This is a genomic window from Hyphomicrobium album (assembly GCF_009708035.1).
Taxonomy (GTDB): domain Bacteria; phylum Pseudomonadota; class Alphaproteobacteria; order Rhizobiales; family Hyphomicrobiaceae; genus Hyphomicrobium_A; species Hyphomicrobium_A album.
In genome coordinates this window covers 2081639-2096612 of sequence record NZ_WMBQ01000001.1, presented here as the reverse complement: position 1 = coordinate 2096612, position 14974 = coordinate 2081639, and the positions used below count along the sequence as shown (strand labels likewise).

Annotated in this window: 14 protein-coding genes and 1 tRNA gene; 5 read left to right on the top strand and 10 right to left on the bottom strand. The window is 62.3% G+C overall.

Annotated elements, in window-relative coordinates; translation table 11 throughout:
- Nucleotides 1-119: 119 nt before the first annotated feature.
- From nusG to GIW81_RS09905, 10 genes are all read right to left on the bottom strand, one after another.
- Nucleotides 120-614: a transcription termination/antitermination protein NusG gene (gene nusG, locus GIW81_RS09950; protein ID WP_154739046.1), complete on the bottom strand. Its 495-nt coding sequence runs from the start codon at nt 612-614 to the stop codon at nt 120-122.
- On the bottom strand, nt 611-1237 hold the full coding sequence (locus GIW81_RS09945) for a winged helix-turn-helix transcriptional regulator (protein ID WP_324614960.1): 627 nt from the start codon (nt 1235-1237) through the stop codon (nt 611-613). Before GIW81_RS09945 ends, nusG begins: the two co-directional genes overlap by 4 nt.
- Nucleotides 1238-1369: 132 nt before the next feature.
- A complete protein-coding gene (locus GIW81_RS09940; protein WP_154739045.1) occupies nt 1370-2560 on the bottom strand; it encodes a hypothetical protein in 1191 nt (396 codons plus the stop codon).
- A gap of 53 nt (nt 2561-2613) precedes the next feature.
- Nucleotides 2614-3843, bottom strand: coding sequence for an MATE family efflux transporter (locus GIW81_RS09935; protein WP_195930498.1), 1230 nt, complete (start codon nt 3841-3843; stop codon nt 2614-2616).
- Between the two features lie 463 nt (nt 3844-4306).
- Entirely contained in the window at nt 4307-5737 is a 1431-nt protein-coding gene (locus tag GIW81_RS19445; protein ID WP_407658196.1) for a glycosyltransferase family 25 protein, read from the bottom strand.
- 899 nt (nt 5738-6636) lie between these two features.
- Entirely contained in the window at nt 6637-6975 is a 339-nt protein-coding gene (locus GIW81_RS09925) for a VanZ family protein (protein WP_154739042.1), read from the bottom strand.
- Between the two features lie 423 nt (nt 6976-7398).
- Nucleotides 7399-7614: a hypothetical protein gene (locus GIW81_RS09920; RefSeq protein ID WP_154739041.1), complete on the bottom strand. Its 216-nt coding sequence runs from the start codon at nt 7612-7614 to the stop codon at nt 7399-7401.
- Between the two features lie 123 nt (nt 7615-7737).
- Nucleotides 7738-8865 carry an NAD(P)/FAD-dependent oxidoreductase gene (locus GIW81_RS09915; protein WP_154739040.1) on the bottom strand — a complete coding sequence of 376 codons (1128 nt, stop codon included), beginning with the start codon at nt 8863-8865 and terminating at the stop codon, nt 7738-7740.
- Between the two features lie 145 nt (nt 8866-9010).
- A tRNA-Gly gene (locus GIW81_RS09910) sits at nt 9011-9085 on the bottom strand.
- Between the two features lie 115 nt (nt 9086-9200).
- Nucleotides 9201-9611: a hypothetical protein gene (locus GIW81_RS09905; protein WP_154739039.1), complete on the bottom strand. Its 411-nt coding sequence runs from the start codon at nt 9609-9611 to the stop codon at nt 9201-9203.
- 157 nt (nt 9612-9768) lie between these two features.
- Here GIW81_RS09905 and GIW81_RS09900 point away from each other — a divergent pair, with 157 nt between their 5' ends.
- The 5 genes from GIW81_RS09900 to GIW81_RS09880 all read left to right on the top strand — a co-directional run bounded on the left by GIW81_RS09900 (nt 9769) and on the right by GIW81_RS09880 (nt 14805).
- On the top strand, nt 9769-10290 hold the full coding sequence (locus GIW81_RS09900; RefSeq protein WP_154739038.1) for a prolyl-tRNA synthetase associated domain-containing protein: 522 nt from the start codon (nt 9769-9771) through the stop codon (nt 10288-10290).
- A 164-nt stretch (nt 10291-10454) separates the two neighbouring features.
- Complete coding sequence (gene trxA, locus GIW81_RS09895) at nt 10455-11366, top strand: thioredoxin (protein ID WP_154739037.1); 912 nt, start codon at nt 10455-10457, stop codon at nt 11364-11366.
- A gap of 41 nt (nt 11367-11407) precedes the next feature.
- Nucleotides 11408-12091, top strand: a complete 684-nt coding sequence (locus GIW81_RS09890) for an LON peptidase substrate-binding domain-containing protein (RefSeq protein WP_324614959.1) — start codon at nt 11408-11410, stop codon at nt 12089-12091.
- Between the two features lie 12 nt (nt 12092-12103).
- Nucleotides 12104-12322, top strand: coding sequence for a Trm112 family protein (locus GIW81_RS09885; RefSeq protein ID WP_154739035.1), 219 nt, complete (start codon nt 12104-12106; stop codon nt 12320-12322).
- Nucleotides 12323-12405: 83 nt separating this feature from the next.
- The gene (locus GIW81_RS09880) at nt 12406-14805 is read left to right on the top strand and encodes an ATP-binding protein (protein WP_154739034.1); all 2400 of its coding nucleotides are present in this window, start codon (nt 12406-12408) and stop codon (nt 14803-14805) included.
- Nucleotides 14806-14974 lie beyond the last annotated feature (169 nt).

Below are 14974 nucleotides of genomic sequence, written 5' to 3'. Positions count from 1 at the left end.
TCGCTTATCCGGGTCTCACGTGCGCAACCCGCGCAGCCGTCCAACTGGGATTCTACCAAAGCTACCGCCCTCCGGGTGAAAATCACTCGGAACAACAGTGGCGCTGGAGGCACTTCCGCTCAGATCGCTTCCAAGGCGGCAACGTCGACGTTTACTCGTACCTTGCGGCCGAGAATATCCAACAGCACCAGCACCCGTCGCTCATCGTCCGCCTCCTCGACGAGCCCGATACTTTCGTAGAAGGCTCCGTCGCGGAAGCGAACGGCCGCGCCAGTTCTTACTTGCGGTGCCAGCACCACGAGCCCTTCGCATTCGCGACTTCTAATTCCATTGACGATGTCGCTGTCGATACAAGCTGGCTCGCCGCCAAACTCGACGATGCGCGATACCCCGAACGTACCGTTTATGGAGCGCCACCTGTGCAAGCCGGTCTCGGCCTTGACGAACAGGTAGCGCGGAAACAGCGGCGCGGTGACGATCTCGGTGCGGCGCGCATGTCGGCGCCGCTTTGAATACCTCGGAAAATATGTAGTGAACCCTTGGCGCTCCAGATTGGCGCAGGCTTTGACCTCGGAGCGGACTAGCGTCTGCACGACGTACCAGTCGGACTTCATCGGAGCGTCCTCACCAAGGTCGCCGCGAGCATTTTCGGAATGAAGACCTGATCCTTCCCGAAGCGGTTGCAGGCCTGCAAATACAGAGCGTCGGGGTCGAGTAGACCGGTGATGACCGCGGCATCGATATGCTGTGGACAGCGCGCAAAGTCGGCGAACACAGGCACGCCAGCCACGGCGCCGCCGGCATGCTCCTTATCGACAATCGCTACGACCTGGATATTCTTGTCCAAGGCGCAGATCACGGCAATTTCGGCCAGTTCTGATCTGCCGACCAGTGTCACGCGTGTCGACTGCTTGGCGGCCAACGTGGAAAAAATGGCTTCGAAGTCGGCCCGAGCTTCGCGGAAAAAGGCGAAGCTGTTGCTCAGATAGACTGTCGTTAGCCGCGCTTTCTCGGAGAAGCCTTTGGCCGTCAGATAGTAGGCGTAGCGTCGCGCGGGGACCGCAGAGACTTTAACTAGGCCCTTAGTCACACATCGCTTCAGGTAGGCGTTCACAAGACCGAGGGCCACATTTAGCTCGGACGCCAAGCCGCGTTGCGATTTGGCGCGATCCTCGGCCAATGCATCGAGCAATCCGCGTACGATTTCGCCATCGAGTGTGGGTAGTTTGCGCGCCACGTCTCCACCCCCTGAAATGAGAGGACGTTCTAGCGTGTTCACACGATGAACGTCAACTGCGCCGGGGGAAAAAGGGTTACTAGCTCAGCCGCGCCATCGGCGTTCGACCACGCCTGCCGCCGAAGCAGCCGATCAGATAGTGTTCCGTGCGGCGCCTGCCGCGCGTCCCGGTAAGCCAGCTGCCCAGCCGATAAACGCGAAAGGAAGTATCGCGCCCGTCAACGCGCCGGAAAAGATTGCCTCGACACAAGCGAAGACGAGCCCGGCGAGCACAAAGGAATCGCCCGCAAGGAACGCAGCGCGTAGCGCGAGCATGAGTAAAACGACGAGCAGAACAGTGGCGGTCGCTCCAAGCTCGACTGCCGCTTGAAGAAAGATGTTATGCGGATACATTTTCATGCACGAGGCCGTCGCGAAGCTGTTTAGGCCGCTCCCCACCGGACCGACATGCGGAATCATCTCGATGGCTTCGCGAGTGAGCACCATCCTCAACGCGATGGAGTTTCGCCAATTGATCGCTCCGCAGGCCGGTGCATGGGGGGAAACGGACGCTTGCGGGTCGAGCTTCAGCTTCTCGGGGGAAGCACCCGTTGAAATCGACGAGACCGCATACCTGATAAGCCGTTGCGATTTCTCCGGGTGAATAAGCGAGCCAAGCGCGTAGGCGACAACAATAGTCGCGATAGCTGCCACGGCCCAGACTCTGCGACCGGGAACCGAGAGCATCGATGCGAGCCCCGCGAGCAGTGCAATAATGGGATGGCGAACCATCGCCGCGGCGTAGACGATACAAGGGATAGCCAGGGTGAAGAGTGCAACGGCCGACGTGCCGGATGAAACGAACGCGAGCACTAGCAGACCGAACGAAATCGAAAAGTAGATCGCCGCCTCTTCAAAGCCGAACACAGCGGGATGGCTAAGTACGTCCTGGGGACCTATGGCGAGGGCCGTAGCGATGGTTCCGATCGCGACGACGGCGCCGGTTGTCGCGACGAACGTGACAAGGTCAAACTCGCGTCTGATGCCACGAAAAGCGGGGTATGCGGCGAGCGAGAGCAAGAAGAGGACAAAAGCTTTGCCGCTGGCCGTCATTCCGTTCACCGCGATCGAGACCATAGCAAGTCCGACAAAGGCGGCGAAGACGAAGTCTGCCGGCACAAGCTTTACTCTGGGCGACGTCGCCACCAGGAATGCCAGAGGCGCAGCGAGCACGACAGCAGTCAATAGGGGATTGCTGGTGATGCCAAGCGCACCGAAAATGATGACAACAATCGCAGATGCGGAGATGGAGATCGCAACGGCGAGAGACCGCAGAACGATCATTGTGCGGGTCTGGGTATCGCGATCAGGGTTGGCAGGTCCGGACCGGATCGGCATCAAATCGACCGCGCCAGACCGAGTCGCCGGGCAGCTGCAGAGGTGAGAATTGCCGCCATTGCTGCCATAGCAATGAACGAAGCAATAGCAGCTCCGGTCGCAGATAGGTGCGGGATCAGGAGGACACCGGCGACGACATTCACCAGCAGTCCGACAACGCTGGCTGCGGCGTAGGGGTACTCACCGTCGGTCATGACCAACATATTGCTGAGAGGCAAAGTGGCCGCAAAAATCACTTGCGACAGAACCACGAGCCACATGTACGAGCTTGCCCGCGCATACGGCTCGCCGAAAAGGGTGCTCAGGAAAAAGGACGGAAAGGCGATAAGGGCGATTGCCGCTGGCACTAGCACGGCCGCTATGATCGCAAGCTGCACGAGAATCTCGAATCGTAGCCGACGCACGTCTCCCTGTAGAAACGCGCGACTGACGCGCGGAGCGAAAACGGGGAGCAGGATCACCGGCATTAGCAGCAGAAGGTTTGCGGTTCGGACGGCGGAATTGTATTGGGCCAATTGTTCGAGCCCGGCAAGGGGCGCCAGGAGCAGGCTGTCAAGTCGATCCATCAAGAGCTTTCCGCCAACTCCGACGAAAGTGAATGCGGCCATTCTCGACCATGCCGCCGTTTGGTAGGTTCGAACCGGTGAGGCAAGAACGTCCTCGAGCAGCTTGCTGGCTACCACCAGCTGAAGAATCGCACCGGCTACGGAACCCGCAATCACACAGAGCACCGCCTCTGGCAGCGAGGTGACGCCGAAGACCAGCATGAGCACAACAGCCAGAGCCAGCGGTACGGTTTCACTTGAGAAGACGCTCAGCGCAGGCCGACCGAGGCCCGATAGGTATTCCTTGAGCATGTAATTGGCGAGAAGCGGTACGCTTGCCACCGCCGTGTATGCAATCGGCTCTGTTAGGCTTGGGCCTAACACGCCCGATGCAGCCAGGATGAGGAGGCCGAAGCAAATTGACAGCACCGAAACGACGGGAATCTGAATTGACCGAAGCAAAAATCCCTTCGCGAGTTCCGGGCCGATAAAATCGAAGCTGGATGCCATCTTTCGACACAAGGCGAGCCAACCGAGCGTGCCCAGGTGCACGACCAATCCCGATACGCCAGTTATGTAGATGAACCCAGCGTTCTCAGTTTGAGAAAGCGCGCGCGCTGACAAAGCAAAAAGCGCAAGGGAGAGAAAACGTGCGAGTAGCACTGCGACGGCAGTGAAGCCCAAAAGGCGTAGACCTCGTACGCAGTGGCCAACGACCGCTCTCACATTGGGTCGCATTAGCTGACAACGCATAGTCCGCAACTCGATGCGCGAGACCCCCTTAGCGGTTGCTTTTGGCCCAGCTTGTGAAATGTCGGATTGAGCATCGACGGCTTTGCCTTAAAATGAGGGGCGACTACAAGCAATATCGGTCTACCGGTGCAACGAGCCACTGGTGGATAGCTCGCAGGTACCTTGCTCGCCAGTGAAAAGGTGGGTGAAGATGTGGCTCGCGCCTTGAGGTTTCACTCGGAAGGTACTCGTAGCTGAGGGGCGTTCGATTTGAACCTCCTTGCTGCCTCGTAGGCGTGAGGATTCCCGTTGTAGTCGCTGCACCCCACGAGCGTCTATCTCTCGGTGAGACCCGGCCGCGTTGTCCGGAGGGGCAACGATCAGATCACGAACCGTCTATGAGCGGAGCAGAGAGTCAATCTCGAGTCGATTCGAGTGAAGGCTGAGTGGTCATTGAAGAGCGTGAATTTGGCCCAGTGCTCAGGCGAAGCGTGGAATTAGCCCAGAGACAGTAGAGCCACCAGCCGAAACCGAGTCGCCGCACATTCCACAGCGCGCTCACGGGCGTTCTCAATGGGCTGCCAAGTCGCAAACCGCGTCGGCGACGGGACCGCTCCACGATGCTGCCGGTGAATATGCCCGAGTGCGAGATAATCGGTGGAACCACCCCGTAGCTCTCCAACCCCCAAACCCACGGCCGCCGGGTGTCTGTGTCGACTGGCCATGTTCGCGTCCCGGGAACGCTCATGCGCTTGGCGCCCTCGCGGCTAATTAGATAACCCACGGCCCCGCTGGGGACACGCGAATACCGGACGAGCGTATGTCTTCCCTCGATTGACCGCAGGGGCCGAACAGCTCGACGCTCGTCACTGTACAGGTGGACGATACCCCAACCGGGGGGGAGTGAGGCAACGATAGCCCCAATGATTGATGCCAGCTCGAGCGGCAGCTTGGCGTCATCCTCGACTACCAAGCAATATGGATGGGTCCCTGCAAGAAGTGCACGCCATGCTGTGATGTGGCTTGCATAGCATGATGCCTCAGCGGTCGAGACCTTAGCGAACGAAATGCCTGCGATATCGTCTGGGCAGGTCACAGACGCGATCCGTGCTGGGAGGAGCCCGGGTTGGCTGAGCGCTTGCTCAATGTGGGCGCGCCGGTCTGTGGCACGATCCATATTGATAAAGTAGACCGGCAGCGTGTCGCTCCGCGATTCTGCGGGCCCTGTCAGCTTTGATTGCATCGATTCGAATCGGCCCTCGACCATGCTGGTGTTGCGTGCCATGAACAACGGAAGCCATAGGAAAAGGTAGTGCGTGTTCACGAATCTTAGTGGGTCGCTAAGGTCCGATCCCATGTAGCCGAACGCAAATACGACCATAAACGTAAGCCACGTGCGCTCCGCTCGTGAGCGCTCTCGTGAAATCGACCGCGCGACTACCATAAGAAACGCCAAAAATACCAACAGCAGTGGAAGTCCGTAGAGCATTGCGAGACCGATGAGACCGTTGTGAGCGTGCACGGCCACGTCGCTATCGAACCGATAGTGGATCCCGACCCCAAGCCACGGATGGTCCTTGATAGATTGAAAGGCTTCTGTCCAGGCTTGCATTCGATGCGATCCTCGGCACGCCAACGGCACCGCCTCGCACAACGAGCGTGAGATTGGACCATCCAAAAGGACTGCACTGCTAACGATCACCCAAGCGACACCGGCCGCAAGAACGATCGGCCAACCTCCGCGCATCCGGAGGACTAGGGGAGTTGCGCAGGCGGCCACGATCATCGCCAACAGTGGCCCCCGACTCCCAGCACAATAGAGAGAGAGTAGGATCGGGACCGACATGCTCCAGGCGAGGACCCGCTCTCGAGGATGCGAACTTTGCATCCCTAGCACCCACAGTCCTGCAAGTCCGGGTACCACGCCACCAGCGCCGAGAATCGGATTGCCGCTCCGTCCGATGAACTCCAGTCTCGGTTGGTGACCCCAGAAGTAGTACGTCAAGGACGCAACCGCGCACAAGAACGCGGCGATGCCGAGTACGCGCAATATGGTCGGGAAGGTCAAGTGTAGGGCTGCGACTCGCACCAGCCCGTAGAGTCCCACGAGGAACAAAACGTTGCCAACCCCTTTGATTGCAAAGGCGTCCGGTTCTGTGCCGTAGGGCGGCAACACCGTTCGAACGGCAAATGCAGCTAGAAGCAATGCCGCAGCAGCGTCCATGCTGGCCGCGTCCCTATTTCGAAGGACGATGGTGCACCACGCCGCGGCAAAGGTGACGATGGCTACGCCGTTGCCGTGAGGGATGAGATTGATCGACGCCACGAAAGCGCAAAACAGCGCCAACGCCCACCAAAACGGAACCTCAGCTTGCCCAATGCCATTGAGGCCAGTAGGCATCCCCGCCCCTCGGAATCTCGATCGTGCAAAACAAGAGTTGGTATCCACAAAGTAAGGAGCAGTTACAAGTTCGGAGAGGTGACACCGAGGCCCCTAGCTCGCATCCAGAACCTGCAGCATGAGGCAGATGGGCAGTGCCTCCCTTATATCGTGCACGACACCGCGCCCGTGTGGCTTGCTGGGAGAGCAAGAGGTCGGAGCTCATGGTGCCTTGGGGGATAATCTTCGCCCGGGCACAAGACTGAGCCGTCCCGACGGGGCGGTGCAGGGTTCGACCTACCTCAGCGAACTGCGTGGGGCATCTTCCGGTGCTCTGACGTCGTCAGTCCGCAGCACGCACTAGCTCAGTCGGCAGCAGGCTGTGGCGCTTCGCTCGGAAGGCTCGGCAGCTGTGCTGATACAAACGAGCCGGGGAAGCCATACTTTTTGCGCCATACGCCCGTCGCCAACCGCGCGACGATCTCGCCCATCACCGCGCCTGCCATGCTCACCACCGCCGTCACCACTTCGGGGCTACGACCGGGCGAATACATTTGTCCCGCCTCGAGCACACCGGCGACGAGGGCGTAAAAGCAGGCGACTTGTACGAAGCGGTAGCGTGGAACCGCCATCGCCAGAAGCAAGGCGCTGGCCATGTAGGCGAGGAAGTGCTCCTGGCCCGGTGTAAGGACCCCGGTCCGCACCATATCCTCGGCGGGCAACCACGAAAGTATCGGAAGCGCGACAAGAGAGGCGCACGCGGCACAGCGGAGCAGGAATGGATGCATGGGGTCCTGGGTACACTCAGACGAATGCCAATAGTGGAGCGGCTCCACCTTATGCAAGTTAGGGGCAAATTTTAGGTAAGCGGAGCGTTGCGCCTTTGGCTGGTCCATCGGGCCGCTTCGCGGCAGATAGGCAAGGATTGAGCTATACGGCAAGTCATCATTTCGTGGGAGGCAAGCCGCGAGCCGTACCCTCTTTCTTCACTCATTTTGGGCTGCAAGTGGCCCCCGATCGCCTAGGGAAGAGTTCCCGAAACCTCCCGCCAGGGCGCTCCGGTGCGCGCGGCAATCAAAACTTAAGGGACGATGATGGGCGTCGCGTGGCGCTAGTAGCCTACGAGCTCACTGGCCCTCAACACCGGAAAGGGATTCGACTTTTCGAACGGTGCCGTTGCCGAGCTCCGCGTAGGCAAGAACAAGTTGGGACGTGATTTCGGCCGGCTCGGCGCTCTCGACCTCAGGGAAAATTCTGCCGAGATAGTGCTTTGCCGTCGCGGCATCGGGGGCGCCGACGAAGTACCGACAGGATGCCTCGCGGAATTCCCAGCCCTTCACCATGCTTTGTCATCCCCCTAGCTAGGGACGAAGAATAGCTCCCGTCGTTAGCGAGGAGAACGCGCCCCGTGCGGGTTTGGCGGAGGATAGTGGCGGTAAGGTTACACCAGCCGGCCCAACCGCTGTTCAATCCTCTTTTGCCCCCAACAGTTCGGTGACGAAATCGCCGATAGCGAGTGACGACGTGAGGCCTGGGCTTTCCAGCCCGTACAGTGCGACCAGTCGATCGATGCCGTGGTCGCGCGGACCGTGAATGGCGAAGTCGGGGGTCGGCTCGCCTGCGCGGTAGATCTTCGGCCGCACGCCGACGCTGTCGGGGTGCAGCGCTCCGGCAGGGAGTCCCGGCCAGTAGCGGCGGATCTCGCTTTCGAAGTTTGCGAGGCGGCTACCGTTCGCCTCATCGAAGCTGTAGTCGACACTGTCACTCCACTCGATGTCGGGGCCGAAGCGTGCGCGCCCGGCGACATCCAGCGTGACATGCACGCCGAGCCAGGCACCCGCCGGCATCGGATAGACGAGATGTCGGAAAGGGGACTTGCCCGACAGCGCAAAATAGTGCCCGCGCGCGGGGTAGGTCTCCGGCACGGTGTAGCCGGCGCGGTAGCTCAGCATCCGGCCAACGAGGGTTGCGCTAAGCCCGGCGGCGAGCACCAGATTGCGCGCGGTGAGCGAGCCCTCCTCGCCGCTACTCTGCGTTTGCAGCGTGAAGCAGTCGGTGCTCGCCGCGATGCCTGTCACCGCCGTATTGAGCACGACGCTGCCGCCTTGCGCCGTCAAGTGTCCGTCGAGCGCCTGCATGAGTCCGTGACTGTCGATGACGCCGGTTGACGGCGACAGGTAGGCCGCAACGCAGGCGACCTCCGGCTCTAATGCCCGCGCCCCTGCGGCGGTGAGGCGTTGCAAGTCGCCGACGCCGTTTTTTGCCGCGTTATCGGCGATCGCCTCTAGCGCGGGAACCTCGGCCTCCTGCGTCGCGACAAGCAGCTTGCCATAGCGCTGATGCGCTACGCCGTTTTCCGCGCAGAACCGATAGAGCATCTCCTTGCCGGCGACGCACAACCGCGCGCGCAAGCTGCCCGGTTTGTAGTAGATACCGGCGTGGATCACTTCGGAATTGCGCGAGCTTGTCTCGGTGCCGAGGCGGCCGTGCCGCTCGATGAGCAGCACTTCTTGGCCGGCGAGCGTCAGCGCCCGCGCAATAGACAGCCCGACGACGCCCCCGCCGACGACAACTGTCTCGATGTCCGCGGCCAACCTCAGCCCCTGCACCAATGCGCCTGGCGACGCGCTTGTCGTACCAGCGGCCTCAGGTCGGATCAACGCCTGGACTCTCCGCGCAAGCGCCTTCGTCGCAAAGGCTGCGCCGGCGCGTATCAAAAGGCAGTTCGAGTTTGCAAATTGGAGCGGGCGAACGGATTTGAACCGTCGACCCTCACGTTGGCAACGTGATGCTCTACCCCTGAGCTACGCCCGCATCCATTAGGGTATTGGCGCCGCTATGCGCGGCGGACCCGCCTTATGGCGCAACTACGCGGCCTTTGCAAGCGCTCCAAAGAGGGCTCCCGTCGGCCCACTTATGGCGCCGCTTTTCAGCCCTTTTCGCCGGTTCCGGCCTTGAAGTAGCTCTTCAGGCTGCACTGCGCGTAGCCGCCCTCGTTGAACAGCCGCTTGACCTCTTTCAGCGCAATCTCTCGCGTCGAGCCGACGGCAGCGGCGCAGCCGCTCTTGGGGTCGGTGCAGCACATGACGGCGAATACGTGGTCCATGCCGTTGGTGCTGGCCGGGGTATCGGCGCAGGTCGAGGAGACCTGCTTGCACGCAAGTACGGCGAGCTTCTTCGCCTGGTCCTTGCTGGTCGCCCAAACGACCGTCGACGAGTTTTCGAGGTTCGGGGCGATAGCGGCCCACCGATCCTGGGCTGCCGCTTCACGCGACATGGTCGTGATGGTCAGCAGTGCCAGGGCGACAAACGTCAGTGGGGCGAAGGCTCTCGTGAGCATCGGATCTCCTGCGGTCGGGCTCGTTCGATGCTACCCTTGGCCCCCGCCGCCAGCAAGCGGGGGCAGCGGGAATGCGCGGGAGGGATTGCCGATTGGCGACAGCTGGCTGGTCGCTTAAGTAGGTCGCCAACCCCGAATCCTCTCCCATTCGTCACAAATGCCCGCATCGCGCCAAGACCTCTTCGACCTGCTCGCCGGCCTCGGCATCGAGACCACTACGCTGGAGCATCCGCCGGTGTTTACGGTGGCGGAAAGCGCCGAGCTCGAACGCCAACTATCCGGCGCCCACACGAAGAACCTATTCCTCAAGGACGAGGACGGCTTGCTGTTCCTCGTCGTCGCCATGTCATCGACGCGCGTCGACCTCAAAGGGCTGGCGCGCAAGCTTGACGCGGGGCGGCTGAGCTTCGGCAAGCCCGAGCTGCTACTGGACACCCTCGGTGTGCCGCCGGGATCGGTGACGGCGTTCGCGGTCATCAACGACACAGCGCAGCGGGTGAGCCTTATCGTCGATACGGACCTGATGCAGCACGATACAATCAATTGTCATCCGCTTGAGAACACCGCGACAACTAGCATTGGACGCGAGGCCCTGCTGCGCTTCGTCCGCGCCTGCGGTCACGAGCCGAGAATTGTCGCACTGGGCCCTGCCGCGCCGACGCGCCCCGAGACTGGTTGAGCGGGCAAAAAATCTGACCATGGCGTGACTTGCACTCGCGGTGAGGCGTCACGATGTGGGGGCGGTGGCCCCGTTACGCCCTGATTTGGGCCGGCTTTTGCGTTTTTTGCTATTGAGTGCGCGCCGGCGTTAGGCTTACTGGCTCGCGCGCGAGGAGAAGAGGCATGGACATCGGGTTGAAGGCATCGCCGGGCGGGGCTGGCGACGCCGACATCATCAAGGATTCGACGACGGCGAGCTTCGCCAAGGACGTGCTCGAAGCGTCACGTACGGTCCCGGTGATCGTCGACTTCTGGGCCACCTGGTGCGGGCCGTGCAAACAGCTCACTCCCCTGCTCGAGAAGGTCGTCAAGAGCCACGGGGGCAAGGTTCGCCTCGTCAAAGTCAACGTCGATGAGCATCCGGGCATTGCCGGGCAGCTGCGCGTACAGTCGCTGCCGACCGTCTATGCCTTCCGCGATGGCCGTCCCCTCGACGGGTTCACGGGCGCGCAACCCGAAAGCGCCGTACGCGCATTTGTCGACCGCCTGGTCGGCGAGGATGCCGAAGCCGACATCGCCAGCGTGCTCGCCACGGCGGAAGAGGCGCTGGAGGAAGGCGACGTGCAGACCGCGGCCGAGGTCTTCGCGGCGGTGCTGCAGGAGCATAAGCACAACCCCATCGCGCTCGCCGGCCTCGCCCGTTGCTATTTGCAGACCGGCGACCTCGATCGGGCCGAACAAATGATCGCCCTCGTTCCCCCCGAGGAAAAGAAAATCGCGGCTGTCGAGCAGGTGAAGGCGGCCCTGGAATTGGCCCGCAAGGCGGGCCCGGCCGACAACCGCGGCGAGCTCGAGCAGAAGCTCAAGGCCAATCCGGCGGATTTGCAGGCGCGCTTCGATCTGGCGGTGGCGTTGGCCGCCCGCGGGCAGAAAGCCGAAGCGGTCGACCATCTTCTCGAACTTGTGCGGCGCGACCGCAAGTGGAACGATGAGGCGGCGCGCAAGCAGTTGGTTCAGCTGTTCGAGGCCTGGGGCTTCAAGGACCCGGCGGCCATCGACGGGCGGCGGCGCTTGTCGTCCATACTCTTCTCATAGGCGTGACGCGGGCTCGCCCGAGACGGAAGGATTTACGGAACGTGTCCCCTACCGATCGCTACCGGCGTCCGGCAGATCTTCCGCCACGCATTCCCGTATTTCCGCTGCGCGGCGCCATCCTGCTGCCGCGCGCAACCCTGCCGCTCAACGTGTTTGAGCCGCGCTATCTCGAAATGCTCGACGACGTGATGTCGGGCGACCGGCTCATCGGCATCGTTCAGCCCGCTATCAACGACCCTTCCGACGAAGAGGAAAGCCCGCGCGGTCCGGTGGGATTGCGCAACGTCGGCTGTGTCGGTCGCGTGACGAGCTATCAAGAGGTCGACCACGCGCGGCGTATGATTACCCTGACGGGGGTGATGCGCTACGACATCCTCGACGAGGCCGTCACCGATCTGCCCTATCGCACGATGAGCGTCAGCTACGACCGCTACGCAACCGATTTGAACGAGGGGCTCGGTGAGGAGCAGGTCGACCGAACCAACCTCTTGCGGGTGCTACGCTCGTATCTCGATGCCAACAAGCTCGAGGCCGACTGGGCCGCCATACAACGCGCATCGAGCGAGTTCCTCATCAATGCGCTATGCGTCATGTGCCCGTATGGGCCCGAGGAGAAGCAGGCCCTACTCGAGGCGGAGGACCTCAAGTGCCGGGCGGACGTGCTGGTCGCTCTGGCCGAGATGGAGCTCGCCTCCAGCGGCAGCAGCGGCACGACCCTGCAATAGGTAGGTAGTCCGATGGCCGATGCGTCCCCAGACAAGGTCGATCCCAAGTTGCTCGAGATCCTCGTCTGCCCGCTGACGAAGTCGACCTTGGAATACGACGCTGCGGCCCAAGAGCTCATCAGCCGGGCGGCAAGTCTGGCTTTTCCCATTCGCGACGGCATACCGCGCATGCGTCTAGAGGATGCGCGGCAGCTGGACGAAGGTCCGCAGCGGCCGCGCGCTCCGCGTTAACCAAGCTGCTTCAGCGTTTCGAAACGCCCCTATGGTTGCTTCACACTCGAACAATTGAGTGTTGCGTAGCGGGTGCTTTCGGCGTGAGCGACAAGGGTTCGCATTTCTCGGTTCCGCCGGGTGCCGAGCACGCTGGCAAGGAGGGGCCGCACCCCGCGCCGGCCGCCGTGGCGCGGCGCCTCGCCGAGCTGCAAGCGAGCTTTGAGCGTGTGCGCGCGGCCCGTGCGCCCGGCTCGCTCAATGGCGTGTCGCTCGGCGCCCTCTTCGCGGGCCTAGCGTTTCTCGTCGCAGCCTTCGTCATCCTGCCCGGCCCGGTGAAGACCCTGGAGGTATTTCTGGCGCTGGGTTTCGGGTTCATCCTCATCGCCGTCTTTCTCGCTGTCATGACTCCCGCTCGCTCGGGAGCAGACCAGTTGGAACGTTTGGGCTCTCGCATCGAGCGTCGCCTCGAGCGGCTGCAGGACGCCCAATGGGAGCTCAGCGAGAACGAGTCGCGCTATCGCGCCCTGCTCGACACGCAGGAGGATGCGATCGTCCGGCGCGACGAGAACAACCATCTGACTTTCGCCAACAAGGCGTTCCTCGACATGTTTGCCGTTGCGGCGGATGAGGTGCTCGGCAAGCCATTTGCCGTCGAGCTGTGCGAGGCGAGCGACGTCGTTCCGCTTTCCGTCAATGACGAGATCCGCCACCAGCGCTTCATGCAGCACATCTTCACCGCTTCTGGGTCGCGTTGGATCGAGTGGGAGGAACAGCTGGTGCCCGCGCCGGCCGCCGGCCGGTTCGAGGTGCAGAGTGTCGGCCGGGACGTGACCGAGCAGCGGCGGGGCGAGACCCAGCTGGCCGAGGCGCGGGATCAGGCAGAGGCCGCCAACCGCGCCAAGGGCCGCTTCCTCGCTGCCATGAGCCACGAGATACGGACGCCGATGAACGGCATCCTCGGTATGGCGAGCCTGCTATCGGACACGCAGCAGACGCCCGAGCAGCAGACGTACGTTCGCGCCATCGATCAATCGGCGCGCACGTTGTTGGCGCTCATCGACGAGATTCTCGACTTCTCCAAGATCGAAGCCGGGAAGCTCGAGTTGATGGAGGCGCCGTTCGAACTGGAGACGTGCGTCCAGGGGGTGGTGGAGCTGCTCGCGCCGCGCGCGCATGAGAAAGGTCTGGAGATCGCCTGGTCAGTCAGTTCGCAGCTGCCGCACGTTGTGCTCGGCGACGAGGCGCGCGTTCGTCAGATCCTGCTCAATCTTCTGTCCAACGCGGTGAAATTCACCGATGTCGGCGGCGTGAGCGTGAAAGTCGCCACCACGGATGCGCCGTCGCCGACCGATGAAACGCGAATCATCATCGCCGTGGAGGACACGGGTATCGGCCTTACGCCGGAGGACATGCGCGGGCTTTTCACGGAGTTCGAGCAGGCCGAGCCGGCGATCCGCAGGCGCAACGGCGGCACCGGCCTGGGGCTCGCCATCTCGAGGCAGCTGGCGCGCGCCATGGGCGGCGAGATACGCGTTGTAAGCCAGCCCGGCAAGGGATCGACGTTCACGGCGGAGCTCGTTCTGGCTCCGGTCGCGCTCGCCGACGACAACGGGCCGACGATCGCCCCAAGCTCCGCCCGCGTGCTCCTCGCTTTCGACCGGCCTCTCGAGCGGCGTGCCCTGCGCGAGGCGTTGTGCTCGGCTGGCGTAGGCACCGTCGAATGCGAATTCGCGCTGGCGACCAGCGCATTGGAATCTGCCGCCAAGGATGGGTCGCCGTTCGACCGGCTGATCGTCGATGGAGCAGTGGGCCCAGCCACTGCCGGCGATCTTGTTGCCAAGGCGCGGGCGCTCAATCAGCTCGGCAAGGTTCGCTGCATCGTGCTTGTCAATGTGCTGGAGCGCGCCAGTCTCTCGGAGTTTCGCGCCGCCGGGTTCGACGCGTATCTGGTGCGCCCAGTGCGCCCGGCCTCCTTGCTGTTGCAGCTTGGTCTGCGTCGCTCGCCGGGGCCGCCTCCACCCGATTGTGCTCAACATGTCGACCACACGTTGCAAGCTACGCCGGGCGTCGCAGCTAGGCGACGCGTACTACTGGCGGAAGACAACGAGATAAATTCGCTGCTCGCCAAACGCGTTCTCGAGAAATGCGGCTGCGACTACACTGCGGTTACCAACGGCGCCGAGGCCGTTGCCGCCGTTCGCCGCATCCTTGAAGGCCAGTCGCCCGACGTCGACCTGATCCTTATGGACATCTTCATGCCGCAGCTCGATGGCGTCGAGGCGGCGCGTGCCATCAAGCAACTCTTTGCTGGCAGTGCCCTGGGCGCCTCGCCTCCGATCGTCGCGCTCACCGCCAATGCCTTTGCCGAGGACCGGCAGCGGTATCTCGACGCCGGGATGGATGACTACCTGGCCAAGCCGTTCGACAAGGCGAGCCTTGAAACCGTGCTCGTCCGTTGGTTCGGGCGGCGCCCCGGCGGCAATACCGACGCGGCGGCCTGAGGGCTTGCCATCGGGAGCCCGCAATTCCGTGTCGGTTTAGTGAGTGTAAAGTTGTTCGCAGCCCATTGGCCGGCGGTAAAAAGTCTGTCATGGAAGCGTGGTATCCACCCGCGGCCGTTGGGAAAATCAGCCGAGTCGAAGCCGGTGTGTGGGGGCGGCGCGAGCCGCT

Coding starts and splice junctions, on each gene's coding strand:
- nusG (WP_154739046.1), bottom strand. CDS start 614: ATGAAGTCCGACTGGTACGTCGTGCAGACGCTAGTCCGCTCCGAGGTC.
- GIW81_RS09940 (WP_154739045.1), bottom strand. CDS start 2,560: ATGATCGTTCTGCGGTCTCTCGCCGTTGCGATCTCCATCTCCGCATCT.
- GIW81_RS19445 (WP_407658196.1), bottom strand. CDS start 5,737: ATGTCGGTCCCGATCCTACTCTCTCTCTATTGTGCTGGGAGTCGGGGG.
- GIW81_RS09920 (WP_154739041.1), bottom strand. CDS start 7,614: ATGGTGAAGGGCTGGGAATTCCGCGAGGCATCCTGTCGGTACTTCGTC.
- GIW81_RS09905 (WP_154739039.1), bottom strand. CDS start 9,611: ATGCTCACGAGAGCCTTCGCCCCACTGACGTTTGTCGCCCTGGCACTG.
- GIW81_RS09900 (WP_154739038.1), top strand. CDS start 9,769: ATGCCCGCATCGCGCCAAGACCTCTTCGACCTGCTCGCCGGCCTCGGC.
- trxA (WP_154739037.1), top strand. CDS start 10,455: ATGGACATCGGGTTGAAGGCATCGCCGGGCGGGGCTGGCGACGCCGAC.
- GIW81_RS09885 (WP_154739035.1), top strand. CDS start 12,104: ATGGCCGATGCGTCCCCAGACAAGGTCGATCCCAAGTTGCTCGAGATC.